Source organism: Stenotrophomonas terrae (assembly GCF_001431465.1).
GTDB classification, from domain to species: Bacteria; Pseudomonadota; Gammaproteobacteria; order Xanthomonadales; family Xanthomonadaceae; genus Stenotrophomonas; species Stenotrophomonas terrae.
This window is the reverse complement of sequence record NZ_LDJJ01000002.1, coordinates 43,391-58,578: the sequence shown is the minus strand read 5'-3', so window position 1 is coordinate 58,578 and position 15,188 is coordinate 43,391. Positions and strand designations below refer to the sequence as shown.

The 15,188-nt window shown below is 65.2% G+C and carries 14 protein-coding genes; all 14 read right to left on the bottom strand.

Annotated features, from left to right (window positions below):
* Positions 1-68: 68 nt before the first annotated feature.
* On the bottom strand, positions 69-2,042 hold the full coding sequence (locus tag ABB27_RS00325) for a PEP/pyruvate-binding domain-containing protein (protein WP_083491066.1): 1,974 nt from the start codon (positions 2,040-2,042) through the stop codon (positions 69-71).
* Positions 2,043-2,248: 206 nt separating this feature from the next.
* On the bottom strand, positions 2,249-2,854 hold the full coding sequence (locus ABB27_RS00320; protein WP_057626120.1) for a DUF1294 domain-containing protein: 606 nt from the start codon (positions 2,852-2,854) through the stop codon (positions 2,249-2,251).
* Between the two features lie 506 nt (positions 2,855-3,360).
* Positions 3,361-4,197 (bottom strand): DNA ligase, encoded by an 837-nt coding sequence (locus ABB27_RS00315; protein WP_083491065.1) that lies wholly within the window; start codon positions 4,195-4,197, stop codon positions 3,361-3,363.
* Positions 4,198-4,289: 92 nt separating this feature from the next.
* Positions 4,290-5,414, bottom strand: a complete 1,125-nt coding sequence (gene metX / locus ABB27_RS00310) for a homoserine O-acetyltransferase MetX (RefSeq protein WP_057626118.1) — start codon at positions 5,412-5,414, stop codon at positions 4,290-4,292.
* 453 nt (positions 5,415-5,867) lie between these two features.
* Positions 5,868-6,890 (bottom strand): tetratricopeptide repeat protein, encoded by a 1,023-nt coding sequence (locus ABB27_RS00305; RefSeq protein WP_057626117.1) that lies wholly within the window; start codon positions 6,888-6,890, stop codon positions 5,868-5,870.
* Positions 6,884-7,336, bottom strand: a complete 453-nt coding sequence (locus ABB27_RS00300) for a cytochrome c-type biogenesis protein (RefSeq protein WP_057626115.1) — start codon at positions 7,334-7,336, stop codon at positions 6,884-6,886. Before ABB27_RS00300 ends, ABB27_RS00305 begins: the two co-directional genes overlap by 7 nt.
* Complete coding sequence (locus tag ABB27_RS00295) at positions 7,333-7,953, bottom strand: DsbE family thiol:disulfide interchange protein (protein WP_057626113.1); 621 nt, start codon at positions 7,951-7,953, stop codon at positions 7,333-7,335. The genes ABB27_RS00300 and ABB27_RS00295 overlap by 4 nt, the downstream gene beginning before the upstream one ends.
* Positions 7,950-9,884 carry a heme lyase CcmF/NrfE family subunit gene (locus ABB27_RS00290; RefSeq protein WP_057626111.1) on the bottom strand — a complete coding sequence of 645 codons (1,935 nt, stop codon included), beginning with the start codon at positions 9,882-9,884 and terminating at the stop codon, positions 7,950-7,952. The genes ABB27_RS00295 and ABB27_RS00290 overlap by 4 nt, the downstream gene beginning before the upstream one ends.
* Positions 9,885-10,352, bottom strand: a complete 468-nt coding sequence (ccmE, locus tag ABB27_RS00285) for a cytochrome c maturation protein CcmE (protein WP_057626109.1) — start codon at positions 10,350-10,352, stop codon at positions 9,885-9,887.
* Positions 10,349-10,522, bottom strand: a complete 174-nt coding sequence (gene ccmD / locus ABB27_RS00280) for a heme exporter protein CcmD (RefSeq protein ID WP_057626107.1) — start codon at positions 10,520-10,522, stop codon at positions 10,349-10,351. The genes ccmE and ccmD overlap by 4 nt, the downstream gene beginning before the upstream one ends.
* Positions 10,519-11,271, bottom strand: coding sequence for a heme ABC transporter permease CcmC (gene ccmC, locus ABB27_RS00275; protein ID WP_057626105.1), 753 nt, complete (start codon positions 11,269-11,271; stop codon positions 10,519-10,521). Before ccmC ends, ccmD begins: the two co-directional genes overlap by 4 nt.
* A 139-nt stretch (positions 11,272-11,410) precedes the next feature.
* On the bottom strand, positions 11,411-11,863 hold the full coding sequence (gene azu / locus ABB27_RS00270; RefSeq protein WP_057626104.1) for an azurin: 453 nt from the start codon (positions 11,861-11,863) through the stop codon (positions 11,411-11,413).
* A gap of 70 nt (positions 11,864-11,933) precedes the next feature.
* Positions 11,934-12,698 carry a c-type cytochrome gene (locus tag ABB27_RS00265; RefSeq protein WP_057626102.1) on the bottom strand — a complete coding sequence of 255 codons (765 nt, stop codon included), beginning with the start codon at positions 12,696-12,698 and terminating at the stop codon, positions 11,934-11,936.
* Positions 12,695-15,184, bottom strand: a complete 2,490-nt coding sequence (locus tag ABB27_RS00260) for an MtrB/PioB family outer membrane beta-barrel protein (RefSeq protein WP_161809586.1) — start codon at positions 15,182-15,184, stop codon at positions 12,695-12,697. The genes ABB27_RS00265 and ABB27_RS00260 overlap by 4 nt, the downstream gene beginning before the upstream one ends.
* Positions 15,185-15,188 lie beyond the last annotated feature (4 nt).

Genomic DNA, 15,188 nt, shown 5'->3' with positions numbered 1-15,188 from the left:
AAGCCGTGGCGGGCACATGCGCGCATCATCGCATTGCTTGCTGGGCATGGTGTTCCGGTTGGGGCCGGTCAGCGGCTGCTGCCATCCACATATGGACGCGACTGCAGGATCAGGATGTCATCGCCGACAACGGCCCACTCGATGTCCTGTTCCACCCCGCCCAGCGCCTGCTTGGTGCGGCTGCCTACGGCGGCCAGCCGTGCGATCAGGCCATCGGTCAAGACCTGGCGCGAGCCGGCAATCGCCACTTCGCGCACGCCGCCGCTGGCATTGGCAACCAGTTGGGTGTCCTCGGCCGAGCGGCTCAGGACCTGCACCGCCTTGGACCAGGTCGAGTACATCACCTGCTCGGCCTGGCGCTTGCCTTCCACAACACGGATGCCGAGGCCGCGCTTGGCCGAGATGTAGGTGATGTGGCGACGGCCGGCATCGAATGGATCGCGGGTGATCATCACCCCGGAGCTGTCCGACGGGGCTGCCAACTGCACCAGCACCGCCATTGCCACTGCGTCCTGGCCCAGCCCGGCGGCACTGCGTGCTTCATAGGCCTCGAAGTTGTAGACCGACGCCCACACGGTCTGTACCGCGCGCACCAGCGCGTCGGCGCCGACCACATTGGGTACGGTCGTATACAGGCCGGCGCCGCTGAAATTCGGCAGGTCCTCGGAATTGGACGAGCTGCGCACGAACACGCCGCGCCCGTGCAGCTGGCCCCGCCATTGCGATTGCAGGCTGCGCACCAGCGCTGGATCAGGGGTGGCATTGCTGATCTGCGCGCGCAGCTCGGTCAGTGCGTCACGACGCACCTTGGCATCGGTGGCAAAGCCGGGGCGCTGCTGCAATGCACTCAGCCGTTCGCTGATCCGCAGCTGCTGCATTGCTGCCTGGTAGTGCGAGAAGGGAACGCAGAAGCCGTCCGGCACCTGCGCGGTGGGTGGCAAGGCGGACTTCAATGTGCCCAGGTTCGCCGCCTTTACGCCGCAATGGCTGCTGTCCCTGGCGCGCAGGGCCGACAAGGGCTTGAGCGTGCTCACCGAGAGATCGGGTCGGGGCAGGTTGCGCGCGCTGGCTTGCGCCGACCGCGATGGCGTACGCGCAGGGCGGGTAATTGGCCGCACCGTGTAATTGTTGTTGCTGACGTCCAGCTCCACCCACTGCCGATCGTATTGGCGCAGTGCGGCCTGCGCGTCACGCACATAGACGTTGGGAATACGCCAGCCCTTGGCCAGCAGATTGACGTGCGACAGCAGGGTGGACGGGCGCTGGGTGACTAGGCCGGCCACCGGCGACAAGGCGATCGGGACCTCGTCCAGTACCACGATGTCCTGCGGCGAAAGATCCGTCGTCTGTTCGACCGAGCGGATGATGCGCAGGCGGCCTTGGGCGGTACCGGTGTTCAAGGGCAGGAAACGCTGCTCGCGCAGCAACGCTTCCTGGGTAACGAAGGGCAGGCCGGCAGTGCGCGCAGTCTGTTCGTGCAGCGTGGAATTTGTCTTGAAGCGGATGGCCTCGTAGAACGATGCGCGCACCAGTTGGTCTGTCTGCCGCAACAAGGCCGGGGTCAGCTGGTCGCCTTCCCAGAACTCATAGGTATAGCCGGGCAGGTCGCGTTGCCAGCTGACGGTGCCGAACAGAAAGCGCCGTTGCGGGTCCTTGTACTGTGCATTGAGCGTGGCTTTGTCCAACTGCGCCACCAGCCGTTCACGGCGCACGAAGGTTTCATGCAGGGAGTAGCGCGGCGTGTTGATGTAGTAGATGCGGGCCGGATCGCGGCGGTCGATGGTGAAGATAAGGTGCGGCATTTCCAGCGGCGTGCCGGGGTTGTAGACCCGTGCCAGACGCATGAAGTCATTACGGCTGCCAATACGTGGCAGATATGCCGGCGCCTGCGCGCTGTCGGTTGCGGGAGCCGGATTGGCTGGCCGGTACTCGTAAGGCGAGGGTTTGCGGGCCGTCTGCGCCGAGGCCAGTGGGGGCATGCCCAGCAGCAAGGTAGCCACAACAAAAAGCTGCAGGGAAACAAGGCGGAAGATTGATTGCATGCGGGCTCGATCCATGATGCCGTGCTGGAATATCGGAGGCCGAATGATAATCCAGCGGTACCGGAATGGATGTGTGCGGCCTGCCCGCTGCTTGAAAGCAGGGCTATTCCTGTCGGCTTGTTGGCGGATGAAACAGGGCCAACTGATGCTGCTGGCCGTTCCGGGTTCCGCTGGGCCTGGTTCCCGTGCGAGCGATGAGGCCCGCGCTATTGCGGCAGGGCTATCTTGCCACTGGCGATCAACACGATCGCGCCGATGTTGAGTGCTACCGTCAACCAGAACATGAACTGGAAGCTCTGCTTGCTGGTCTTGTGCCGGAACAACCCTTGGCCGATCAGCGCACCGGGCCAGCCGCCGAGCAGGGAGAGCAGGTGCAAGGTGTTTTCCGGCACCCGCTGTTCCCCACGCGCTGCTGCGCCTTTGTCGTGCAGGTAGAAGCCCAGCGCGACGACACTCATGCCGAGCACGGCAAACAGCGTCCAGTCCGGAACCAGCTTTACGATCCATAGCCCGGACAGGCCAAGCAGGGCGCCTACGCCCAGGCTGACATGCGGCAGGCGCGCAGTGGCTGCAGCGCGTTTCGGTGCAACGGCGGCCTTGCTGGCGGTGGCCGAGCGTACCGCGATGGCGTTGAGGCGGCCGCGCTCATCGGTGCGCAATTGGTAATTGATCAGCATGCCGTTGCTGGGCCGCTGCGAGCGTTGCTCAAAGGCTTTGATATGGACAAAGGCCCGCTCGCCACCACCATTGGGCAGGACAAAACCGTAGCCCTTGTCATCGTTCCAGTCCTGCAGCCTGCCTTGGTAGCGCATCGGATTCCACCCTGTTCGTTGGCGCCATTGCAACGTAAATGTGGGGAGGTTGGAAGTGCCAGGCGTGCATAGCTGCTCGGGTCGCCGTCGCGCGGCATGTGTAGCGACAGATGCTTCAATCTCGCGGGGCTCTCCAAACATCCCCGGCTGGGCGCGGTGCACTTGTAGGAGCGGCGTAAGCCGCGAAGCTGATGGCGCTGAAGACCTGGGCATCTCTGGATCTGATGGTGCAGTTGCTTCGCGGCTTATGCCGCTCCCACAAAAGCCCGGTTGAACCGCATCATCCACCAGACCGTTCCTACCCGAGCCGTACGCGCAATATTCAGCCGCAGGCAAGCAGGTTTTTTTTGTGGGAGCGGCATAAGCCGCGAAGCTGGTGGTGCTGAAGATCTAGGCATCTGTGAAGCCGATGGTGTATTTGCTTCGCGGCTTATGCCGCTCCTACAGCTCCTGGCCTATCCCGCTGCAGTTCTTTGCGGCTGCTTCAACAAGCAGTCGAGGGCTGCTCAGGGTTCGTCGCGCACGCGCAGGAAGCGCGGAAAGCGTGGCAGGCCGTGTACGGTCAGGCCGTTGTATCGATAGGTGACCTGGCTGCCGATGGCCGGTGGATCAATGCGTTGTGCGTCGCTCAGGCCGCTGCCTATGCGGAATTGTGCGCCGCTATCGCTGCGCATCAGCAGCGCACCGACCATGCCGCTGTATTTGCCTTTGCCGGGGGCGTAGCCGATCACCCGGGCTTCGGCGTCGTCGTAAAGCTTGAGTTTGAGTAGTCGGGGGCTGCGGCCGTCGCTGTACGGGTTGTCCTGGTGGTGCAGCATCAGGCCTTCCGCACCTGCCGCGACCACGGCGCGCAGCTGCCGGTGCAGGCCTTCGCTGTCAGGCAGACGCTGTTGTTCTATGGCCAGCAGGTGAGGGCTGCGCTGTGCGGCGATCATCCGCTTCAGTTGCGCATGACGGTCAGCAAAACCTCCGGCGGCATCGGGCAGGTCGAAGGTCATGAAGCGGAGCCTGCGCCATTGCGCCTCGTCGCCGGGGCTGCTGCGGATCAACGCGCTGGTCGCTTCGAACTGGCCGCGTGCCATCCATAGTTCACCGTCCATTGCCTGACCGGGCCAGCCTTGCGTGAACCAGACAGGTGCGGCGATGCGGTGGCCGGCGCGTGTCCACAGCGCCTGCCCATCCCAGCGGGCGCGCACGCCATCGAGTTTTTCGCTGACCAGATAGAGTGATACATCCGGGCCGTCCTGCCATGTGCCGGCCAGCATCAATGGCGGCGGAGCGGCATGTGCGTGGCCGAGCACGCTGCCCAGGCAACACAACAGAAGCAGGAGTAGGCGCATCATGGCTGGCCTCCGGTTGTCGGAGGTTCCAGCGTGGGGCACGGCCAATACCGGTGCCCATTGGCGGGCGCCGGTATCGGTTGTCGGCGCGCGGTTTATGCGGCTGTCGGTAGTGTCTGCAGGAACTGCGCTACAGCGGGGCCGAAGCGGTCGTAATCGACCAGGAAGGCGTCATGGCCCTGCGGCGAATCCATGCCGATGAACTGGGTGTCGGCACCGCCTGCGCGCAGGCCATCGGCGATCTGCTGCTGCTGTTCCACCGGGAACAGGATGTCGGTATTGGCGCCGATGGCGAGCGCGCGTTCGACGCGGATCCTGGCCAGGCCCGCCAGCACATCGCCGTTTGCGTATTCGGCCAGATCGAACCAATCCATGGAACGGCCCAGATAGAGATAGCAGTTGGGATCGAAGCGGCGGACGAAACGGCGTGCGTGCCCTTCCAGATAGCTTTCCACCTGGAACTCGAGGCCGAACGGGTCTTCGTCGGTCTGGTCCGAGTCCAGCCTTACACGGCCGAAGCGGCCATCCCACTCCAGCGCCGAGCGATAGGTGATGACGCCGAGCTTGCGTGCCATGCGCATGCCCGATTCCGGGTAGCGCAGTTCATCGTAGTCGCCGTTGTTCCAGGCCGGATCCAGGCGGATGGCTTCGCGCTGCAGGGAGCGGATGGCGATGGAGAACGGCAGGGCGCGGGCACTGCCGGAAATATTGATATGGGTACGGGCGATGCCGGGGTGCTGCAGCAGCACGGCCAGCGCGGTCATGCCGCCCATCGAGTTGCCGATCAGGCAGGCCAGCTGTTTGATGCCCAGTGCGTGCACGACTTCGGCGGCGGCGTTGGCCACGTCTTCGATCGACAACTCGGGGAAGGACAGCCGGTAGGTCTTGCCGGTGGCGAGGTCCAGCGAGGCCGGCCCGGTGGAGCCCTTGCAGCTGCCCAGCGAATTGACGCAGATGACGAACCAACGGTCGGTATCGATCGGTTTGCCAGGGCCGAGCATGGGTTCCCACCAGCCCGTGGCGGGATTGTCGGCGTTGCTGGCGGCGTGCGCATCCGGCGACAGGCCAGTGACGATCAGGATGGCGTTGCTGGCGTCCGCTGCCAGCGTGCCCCAGGTTTCGTAGGCGACGCGGGCGCCGATCAGGCTGCCGCCGCGCTTCATCGGGAACGGGGACGACAGCGCGTGGAAACGGCTGCCCTCGGGAATGAATTCAGTCATCTGCCAATTTTAGCGGGGATGCCGGACGCATCGTCGCATGGATGATAACCGCTGGTTATCTGGGTATTTCCTCGGGGCGATGCTGTGGCCATATCGCGTGGGACGGGCCCCAGTTTTTTGTGGGGGCGGCGTGAGCCGCGAAGCAAGAGGGCCAGTCAGGTGGCACTGTGCCGTGGGCTTCAGCATGGTTAGCTTCGCGGCTTATGCCGCTCCCACAACGCTGCCTGCGGGGCGTTGTCTGTGGCGTCGAGTTCCCCGGGTGCGCTGCGCTTACCCGGGCTACGGGGCACGGCGATATCGCGCAGGGCGAGGCCCAGCTTTTGTAGGAGCGGCGTAAGCCGCGAAGCAGGTGCGCCAGTCAGGTGGCACGGGTGCCGTGCGCTTCAGCATGGCCAGCTTCGCGGCTTATGCCGCTCCTACAAACGCCGCTCCCGCGAAGCTGGCTACCGGGCTTTATTGACCCAGGGTGATCGTCAAGGGCTTGTCGGCAGGCAGCTTGATCTTGATCGGTGCCGATTCGACGTCGCCTTCGCCGCGCATCGCGGTGCCACTGGCGGAGAGGCGGGCGAAGACTTCCACTTCCTGCAGGGCTGACAGTTTCTGTGTCGGCATCGGGCTGTCGGCATCGTCCAGGGTGACCGTCAGCGGCTCGCTTTGCGCCGGGTGGCGTTCGACTGCCACCGGCATCGGCGGACCACCGGGGATGCGGGCGATGACGAACACGGTGTCCTTGCCGGAGGCGGCGCGGGCGGCCAGCGCCGGCGCCAGGCTTACGGTTACGGTGAGGCTGTTGCCGGCGCCACTGGCAGGCGTGCTTGCCGCGTTGGCGCCGTGGGCGGTGCTCGGGGTCTTGCCACGGGCGATGTCGATCTGTTCCTGCAATGCGCTGGCGGCAGCGGGCTCCAGCCGCGACAGCAGGCTTTCCCAGGTCTGTGCGGCCTGTTCGTTCTGGCCTTGCTGGCGTTGCACGATGCCGGTCAGCCAGATCGCGCGTTCGTTGTCCGGCGCGATCTGCCGCGCATGGGCAAGCCACTGCTGTGCGGTGGCGTCGAACAGCAGCTTGGGGTCGGCCTGGGCGCGGGTCTGTGCAGCTTCAATCAGCAGCGTCGGCTCATCCGGTGCCAGCTGCGCGGCGCGCTGATAGGAGGCGGCGGCGTCGGCAACCTTGCCGATCTCCAGCTGCGAGCGTGCCAGCAGTACCCAGCCGTCGACGCGCTCGGGGTTCTGCTGCAAGGCTGCCTGCAACTGGCTGATGCCTTCTTCGATGGTCTGCGGTGCCGCGGCGGCTTCAGCGTGCGGCTGCAGGGCTGCCGGTGTGCCCAGCCACTGGTACAGGCCCAGCGTGGCGACCAGCGCCAGCGCAACCAGGCTGCCCCAGATGCGTCGCTTGCCGGCGCGCCACAGCGGCCACAAGGTGATGCCGGTGGCAAGCACGGCCAGCAGTCCCGCACCTGCCAGGAATCCAGCATTCACCATTCGCGTTCTTCCTGACTGGCATCGTCATTGGTGGCAACAGGCACCGCGCGGCCGCGGCGGCGCACGTGCATGATCAACAGCACCGCCCCGGCCAGCAACAGCAGGCCCGGGCCGAACCAGAGCAGGGCGGTGCCGGGCTCCAGTTGGGGCCGGTACAACACGAACTCGCCGTAGCGCTCGACCAGGAACTGCTTGATCTGTGCGTCACTGCGGCCTTCCTGCATCAGCTTGAGCACTTCGCGGCGCAGGTCGTGGGCGATCTGCGCATTGGAATCGGCCAGCGACTGGTTCTGGCATTGCACGCAACGCAGCTCCGCGGTCAGTGCGTGGAAACGCACTTCCTCGGCACGGTCGCGGTAGTGCAGCGGGCTGGGGTCGCCGGCCGGTTGTGCGCTGGCGGTGAACGCCAGGCACAGCCATAGCAACACGCCAGCCCAGGTTTTCATCGGGTGGCTCCAAGGTCAGGTGCACCGTGCGCACCGCCAGCTGCGGCTTCGACTTTTTCCAACGCCGGGATCAGCTGCTGGTCCATGACCTCCTGGGTGATGGCGCCGCTGTACTTCCAGCGGACGATGCCACTGCCATCAACCAGGAAGGTTTCCGGCGCGGCGGCGATGCCCCAGTCCAGCGCTGTGCGGCCATCCTCGTCGGCCAGCACCACCATGTAGGGATTGCCCAGCTGTTCAAGCCAGCGCAGTGCTTCGCTGGGCTCGTCCTTCCAGTTGTAGCCGATCACGCGCACGCGCTTGGTTTCGGCAAAGCGGGTCAGGATGGGGTGTTCATCGCGGCAGGTCGGGCACCAGCTGCCCCAGACGTTGAGCAGATAGGGCGCGCCGCGCAGTTGTTTATCAGTGACATGCACGCTGGGGTCATGCAGCACCGGCAATGAGAAGGCAGGCGCTGGCTTGTTGAGCAGGGCCGAGGGCAGGCTGTCGCGGTCCGGTTTGCCGGAGCGGCTGACGCCATACAGCATCAGGCCCATCAGGCCGACGAAGAACAACACGCCCAGGGCGATGGCGACTGGCGGCAGCCGATGTGGGGCTTTGGGTGAGGGACTATTCATTTCGATTTCTCAGGCATCCGGCGGAAACGGCGGTCGACGGCGGTGATGAAACCGCCCAGCGCCATCAGCGCCGCGCCCAGCCAGATCCAGCGGACAAAAGGTTTGATCTGTACGCGCACGGCCCACGAGCCGTCGCCCAGTGATTCTCCCAGTGCAACGTAGATATCGCCACCCAGGGCGGGATGGATGCCGGCTTCGGTCATCGGTTGCCCGCCACTGGCGTACATGCGTTTTTCAGGATGCAGGCGGGTGATCAAGGTGTCGCCGCGCAGCACCTGCAGGTGGCCGCGGTCGGAGTGGTAATTGGGTCCGTCGGTGGCGTCCACGCCCTCGAACAGCAGCGTATAGCCGCCGGCCTCGACGCTCTTGCCCGGCGCCAGGGCGACTTCATGCTGCACATGCAGCGCCTCCACCAGCAAGGCGCCGACCAGGAACACGGCAACGCCGAAGTGGGCGATCAGCATGCCCCAGGTCTCGGCATTGAGGCGGCCACCCTTGCGCAGCCGCGTCCACAGGTAATAGCCGGTACCGCCGGCCACCCATGCGGCACCGGCGATGCCGACGGCGGTCTTGAACTTGCCCTGCGGCGCCATCCACCAGCCGATGATGCCCAGCAGCAGCGCCAGCCCGGCCCAGGGTGCGAGCAGCGCCAGCGTGCGCAGGCCCTGCTCGCGCTGCCAGCGGCTGAGTGGGCCGAACGGCAGCAAGACGATCATCGGCGCCATCAACACCAGGAACAGCGTGCCGAAATACGGCGGGCCCACTGATACTTTGCCCAGATCCAGGGCGTCGGCCAGCAGCGGATACAAGGTGCCCAGCAGCACCATGGCACAGGCGCAGCTGAGCAGCAGGTTGTTGACCAGCAGCAGGCTTTCGCGCGAGTTGAGGGCGAAGGCACGACGCGGATCGTCGCTGTTGCCGCCAATGCCGGGCGCGCGCAGCGCATACAGCAGCAGCGAGCCGCCGACGACGATGCCCAGGAAAATCAGGATGAACAGGCCGCGCGAGGGATCGGCGGCAAACGAATGCACGCTGGTCAGCACGCCCGAGCGCACCAGGAAGGTGCCCAGCAGCGACAGCGCGAACGCGGCGATGGCCAGCAGCAGGGTCCAGCCGACAAACACGCCGCGTTTTTCAGTGGCCGCTTGCGAGTGCAGCAGGGCCGCGCCCACCAGCCATGGCATGAAGCTGGCGTTCTCCACCGGGTCCCAGAACCACCAGCCACCCCAACCCAGCTCGTAGTAGGCCCACCAGCTGCCCAGGGCGATGCCGATGGTCAAAAAGCCCCATGCCGCATTGGTCCACGGCCGGGTCCAGCGCAGCCAGCGCACATCAATGCGGCCATCGATCAATGCGGCAATGGCGAAGGCAAACGGCACCGCGAAGCCGACATAACCCAGATACAGCAGCGGTGGGTGGATGATCAGCCCCGGGTCCTGCAGCAGCGGGTTGAGGTCGTGGCCCTCAGCCGGCGCCGGCAGCAGGCGCGCAAACGGGTTGGAGGTGAACAGCAGGAAGGCGAGGAAGCCAACGCTGATCATGCCCATTACCGCCAATACCCGCGCCACCACTTCCGCCGGCAGCTGCCGCGAGAACTCGGCAACGGCGGCGGTCCATAGCGCCAACACCAGCGACCACATCAGCAGCGAGCCTTCGTGCGCGCCCCACACCGCCGAATAGCGGTAGATCATCGGCAGCAGCGAGTTGGAGTTGTCGGCGACGTAGCGCAGCGAGAAATCCTGGCGCACGAAGGCGATGGTCAGCACCACGAAGGCGGCCAGCACCATGGTCAGCTGCAGCATCGCTGCCGGTCGTGCGATCGCGGTGAGCGCGGGAATGCCGCGCTGGGCGCCGATCAGTGGCAGGACGCTTTGCAGCAGCGCTGCCAGCAGGGCGAGTATCAGTAGTACCTGTCCGATTTCACCAAGCACTCAGGGTGTTCCCGTCGTTGGGGTGGTGGCCGGGACCTGGTGCTTGTCGTGCGCCACGCCCATCTTGTCGGCCAGCTCCTTGGGCATGTAGGTCTCGTCGTGCTTGGCCAGCACATCCTCGGCAACGAACACGCCGTTGGCCATGCGCCCGGTGGCGACCACGGCCTGACCTTCGCGGAACAGATCCGGCAGGATGCGGTCATAGGATACCGGCAGCACCGCGTCGCCATCGCTGACCTCGAAGCGTGCCAGCAGGGCGCCGGGTTCGCGCTTGAACGAGCCTTTGGCGACCATGCCGCCGAGCCGGAAGCGGGCATCGGGCGCGACCTTGCCGGCTTTGACCTCGGCCGGGGTGTACAGGTAGGCGATATTGCGTTGCAGGGCGGTGCTGACCAGGGCGACGGCGGCGGCGGCCACCAGCACCACCAGCAATACCCACAGCAGGCGGCGGCGTTGGGTCGGGCTCATCGGCTCAGTTCCTCGTCAACGACTGCGCTGCTGGTACGGTTGGCGCGCTGGATACGCGCGCGTGCTTGACGCAGCTGCTGGCGGATCTGCAGGCGCGGCACGATGAAGTCCCAGGCCAGCACGATGAAGAACACCGCGTAGGCCAGCGCCACGTATTTGAAATAGCTCATGCCGATTTCTCCAGCCGTTCGCGCAGCCAGGCCTTGCCAACCTCACGGCGCAGGTTGTCGGCGCGTGCACGCGAGAGCAGCGAGCCGGCGAACCAGAACTTGGTGGCCAGCACCATGATCCACAGCGGCAGGATCATGCTGCTGTCCATGCTGGATTCGCCGAATACGCGGATGGTCTGGCCCTGGTGCAGTGAGTTCCACCACACCACCGAGTAACGGATGATGGGCAACATCACCACGCCGACGATGGCCAACAGGCCGGCCGCGCGCGCGGCGGCGCGGCGGTCATCGATGGCGCCGTACAGGCCCATCACCCCCAGGTACATGAACAGCAGGATCAGTTCGGTGGTCAGGCGCGGGTCCCAGTCCCACCAGGTGCCCCACATGGGTTTACCCCAGATGCTGCCGGTGAGCAGGGTGATCAGGGTGAATGCGGCACCGATGGGCGCGCAGGCCATGGCCAGGATTTCGCAGAGTTTGATCCGCCAGATTAGTGCGATGGCGCTGTACAAGGCCATCAGCCCGAATACGAACAGGCTCATCCATGCCGACGGCACGTGGATGTAGAGGATGCGGAAGCTATCGCCTTGCTGGTAGTCGGCCGGCACCACCGCCAGTGCCTGCCACAGGCCGAAGCCGAACAGAGGCAGGGCGGCGATGTAACACCAGGTGGACCAACGGGCGGCGAAGGTATCGAAGTAAGGCGGGGAGCCCAGCTTGTGAAACCAACCTGCTAAACCTTTGAACATCCGCTCGCTCGCTGAGGAAGACGATGGCCGGGCCGCGATCTGCGGCCTGGCCGGCTGGGCGGTGCGGGCTGCACCACCGTTGCTGTTTTCAGACTAGCGCAAGATACCGCAAATCCGGATATCGGCGGTGCGGGATGGCCTACTTGAGGGTCACCGTGCCCTTCATCATCGTCGCGTGGCCGGGGAAGCTGCAGAAGAACGACAGCGGCGCGGCAGCGGCGGTGAGGCGGGCGACCGGGATCGAGAGGGAGGTGGTTTCGCCACCACCGACCACCTTGCTGTGGGCGATCACGCGGGTGTCGCCGGCCTTGATGTAGTCCGCCGCCAGCCCGGCCTTCATTCCGTCGCTGTCGATGCCGGCCATGTCCGCGGTTTTTGCCACCACCACGTTGTGGCCCATGATGTTCTTGGCCATCTTGCCGGCGTGCTTCAGGTTGATGGTGAAGTTCGTACAGCTCTTGGGTACATCGATATTGGTGGCATTGAACTTCATCGCATCGTTGCCTTCCAGGCTGACCGAACAGGTATCGGAAGCGTGCGCGGCGGATGCGCCGCCGATCAGCAGCAGGGCAAGGAAAATACGGGACTTCATGGGTGACTCCTTATCGGTGACTTCTTGAACAGGACAGCGGGAACACACCGCGCGGTGGCGGGTGGGGTGGTTATTGCTTGAGCGATGAAAGCCAGGTGGACACCGCCTTGATGCTGTCCGCGTCCAGCCGCTGGCCGATGCCGTGCATGACCCGGCTGTTGCTGGAGGCATCGATGGCATCGTCGTGGAACTGCTGCAGACGGGTTTGCAGGTAGTCGTTCTGTTGCCCACGCAGGGCCGGGTAGGCGGCGTACGGCATGCGCCCGCTGCGGTCGACAAAACCGGCCTGTGGGTTGCCGCGGCCGTCAACGCCGTGACAGCCCTGGCAGGGCGGTATGCCCTTGCTGGGGTCACCGTCCCTGTAGATCGCCTGGCCTTGGCTGAGCAGCGCCGGATCCAGTTCAACAGGCGGTGCATCGGCGGCCGGTGGCGGTACCGGCAGGCTGGCGTAGTAGGCCGACAGGTCGCGGATGTCCTGTTCTTCCAGCGATGCGGCCATCGCGGTCATCGGTGACTCGGGCATGCGCCCGCTCTTGTAGGCATGCAGCGCCCAGTACAGATAGGCGGCTTTCTGCCCGGCAAGGTTCGGAAAGGCCGGGGTGATGGCGATGCCGTCGCCGCCATGGCAGGCCGCGCAGACCTCGGACTTGCCCTTGCCGGCCAGCGCATCGCCGCTTGCGGCATGTGCGCTGCGCAGGTCGTAGCGTGCAGGCGGTGCTGGCGTGGCCGTGGCGGCGCTGTCGGCAGCAGGCGTGGCCGCGGCCGCATCGGTGCTCGCCGGTGGATCGGCTTGTGGGGTGGCCGCAAGTGCGGCGATCAACCAGAGCGCCTTCATAAGGCCACCTCGAACAGCATGCCGACCAGGTTGACGTTGTAGCTGGACGGCCCGCCATCGGTATACACCCGATGGTCATAGACCAGGGTGTCCTCGAAGCCGAAGTAATGCCAGTCCGACAGATTGCCGCGCTCATAGGTATCAAACAGCCGCAGACGCATGCGCTTGTTCAGCGGCAGCGACAGGCCGGCAGTCACCGAATTGACCCGGTACACCATCACCGGATAGCTGCCGCTGGCTAGTGCTGCATTGGCCGGCGTGGTCAGGGCGTCTGGCGAGTTCATCCGGTAGCTGGTCTTGCCGCGCGAATAGGTCCAGTTCCAGGCCAGGTCCAGGGTGGCGCGGCCCAGCCGGCGGGTGAAGTTCAAACCGGCGTAGTGGTTGCGTTGGGCATCGTCCATCCACCAGCGATTGGCTTCCGGATAGGTCGGGCCGCCCAACGCCGGGTCCGAGCCGGTGGCGTCGTTGACGTTGGCAAACACCAGGGTGGAACGGTCCAGTCCATACCAGGCGCTGGCAGTGGTGTTGGGGTTGGGCTGCCATTCCCACTGCACGCTGCCGGCATAGGTGTCAAAACGTTGCCGGCCAATCTGCGCGTCATAGCGGTTGCGGTCACCGCGCACCGAGGCGTAGATCGTCATGTCATGCGGCAGGATGAAGGTGGCCATCAGGTCCAGCTTCTGCTGCGTACGCGAGGCGATGTCGTATTTGCGCAGGTTGGACACCGTATGCGGGCTCAGCCCACCTGCGGGCTCGACAAAGCCGGGCAGGGAGCTGGAGAAGGTGAACTCGTAGGGGTCGTAGTAGTACCTGCTGCCGCTGCGGTCGAGGTAGGAATAGTTGGCGCGGAAGCTCAGCCAGTCGAGCGCGCGGTTGTTCCAGCCCAGTTTGAGCAGGTTGTCGTGGGTGGTGGCTACTTCGCGGTGGGCGCGTTCGATCGCGGTATAGGTGTAGCTGGCCGACAAGGTGTTCTTGTTGCTGCTGCGGAAGTCGGCGCCGGTCGAGACCTCGCGCGTTTCCTTATCCAGCGGCAGGTTGCGGATGCGGGTGAGCACCGAGGCGTTCGGGCCGCGATCCCAGACCCCCATTTCGCCCGGTACCACGCTGCCCTGCGCGCCGTTTTCGGCGATGTAGCCGTACTGGTCGGTGAGCGGGTTGTAGGCCCAGTAGCTGCCGCTATAGTCCTCGCGCAGATAGCGTGCGGTGTTGCGCCAGGTGACATCGTCGTTGGGCATCAGCACCAGGCGTGCATCCACCTTCTGGTTGTTGATGGCCAGGCCGGCGCGCTTGCGCGACAGTGCATCGGTGGTGTTCCAGTTGGCGCAGTCGTAGATGAAGGGCGGCGCCAGCGCCTGCCCGAACTGTCCCTGGCAATCCATTGGTGCCAACAGCTTTTCGTTCTGGCGCATGGTGGTCAGCGCCAGATTCACCGAGAAATCGCCATTCCAGGACGGAAGCTTGCGGCCGAAGGTGAGGCCCAGGCGGTGGTAGTCATTCTCCGGTTCATAGGCGAACGAGCCCTGGGTCAGCGGCGGCGTATAGGCGCCGGCCACCGAGTACAGGCCGTAGGGCACCTGGTAGTCATAGGAGCTGTGCGCGTTGCGGAAGAACGAGCCGGTGTAGTTGAAATCAGTGCGCCAGACATTGCCCACAAAACGGAAGCCGCCCATGAAGTTGAGCGTGCTGTCTTCGATGGGGCGGGGGATCTCATAGACGCCGCCATTGGCGGGGAACGGGTAGTTGAAGAAGAATGGCCCGCCGAAGGGACGCGCGCCGCTGCGTTCTTCGTGGCTGAGGCTGGCATAGCCGGTCCAGCGCGGATTGAGCAGGTAGTTGACGCTCACCCCGACCTTGTCGCGCACCACGCTCAAGCTGCTGAGCGGCTGTGCGGCCGAGATCGCCGCCACCTGCGCGGCGCTGCTGCCGGCTGCAGCGACGCCGGGTTTCAGTGTCAGGTGTGCGCTGCCGACGCCATCCCAGATCGAGCGCGCATTGCCGCTGAGTACATTCGGCGTGCTGCGCGCGAAGGCCTGCACCTTGTAACGGCCCGCCTGCCCGAACACCGCGCGCAGGTACTGGTTGTCGCGGTCAAGGTGGCTCATGCGAACATCGACGTAGCGGCCATCCTCGGCGCGCGCCAGGCTGAAGTTGGCCTGCAGAACGACGCCATCGTCAGGGTCGCGGAAGCGGCGCCAGTTGGTGTTGCGCTCATCGCCACTGAGGTGCAGGAAGCCAAGGGCGACATTGCCCGACCAGGTCCAGCCGTTATCGCCGAAAGGCTTGGCAGTGGCCAGCTGCGGCGCGCAACCGTACAGGAAGCCGGTCGGGGTGCGCTTGTTTTCCGCGCTCAACCAGCTTTCACCGTCCGGATCACAGCCATCCCAGCCAATGCGACCGCTGGGGTCCAGCCAGTTGCCGAACTGCAGGTCGACGCCGCCACCGCTGTCCTGGGCCTGTGCAAGGCCGGCAATCAAGGCCAGGGACAACAAT

Coding starts and splice junctions, on each gene's coding strand:
- ABB27_RS00325 (WP_083491066.1), bottom strand. CDS start 2,042: ATGCAATCAATCTTCCGCCTTGTTTCCCTGCAGCTTTTTGTTGTGGCT.
- ABB27_RS00320 (WP_057626120.1), bottom strand. CDS start 2,854: ATGCGCTACCAAGGCAGGCTGCAGGACTGGAACGATGACAAGGGCTAC.
- ABB27_RS00315 (WP_083491065.1), bottom strand. CDS start 4,197: ATGATGCGCCTACTCCTGCTTCTGTTGTGTTGCCTGGGCAGCGTGCTC.
- metX (WP_057626118.1), bottom strand. CDS start 5,414: ATGACTGAATTCATTCCCGAGGGCAGCCGTTTCCACGCGCTGTCGTCC.
- ABB27_RS00305 (WP_057626117.1), bottom strand. CDS start 6,890: ATGGTGAATGCTGGATTCCTGGCAGGTGCGGGACTGCTGGCCGTGCTT.
- ABB27_RS00300 (WP_057626115.1), bottom strand. CDS start 7,336: ATGAAAACCTGGGCTGGCGTGTTGCTATGGCTGTGCCTGGCGTTCACC.
- ABB27_RS00295 (WP_057626113.1), bottom strand. CDS start 7,953: ATGAATAGTCCCTCACCCAAAGCCCCACATCGGCTGCCGCCAGTCGCC.
- ccmE (WP_057626109.1), bottom strand. CDS start 10,352: ATGAGCCCGACCCAACGCCGCCGCCTGCTGTGGGTATTGCTGGTGGTG.
- ccmD (WP_057626107.1), bottom strand. CDS start 10,522: ATGAGCTATTTCAAATACGTGGCGCTGGCCTACGCGGTGTTCTTCATC.
- ccmC (WP_057626105.1), bottom strand. CDS start 11,271: ATGTTCAAAGGTTTAGCAGGTTGGTTTCACAAGCTGGGCTCCCCGCCT.
- azu (WP_057626104.1), bottom strand. CDS start 11,863: ATGAAGTCCCGTATTTTCCTTGCCCTGCTGCTGATCGGCGGCGCATCC.
- ABB27_RS00265 (WP_057626102.1), bottom strand. CDS start 12,698: ATGAAGGCGCTCTGGTTGATCGCCGCACTTGCGGCCACCCCACAAGCC.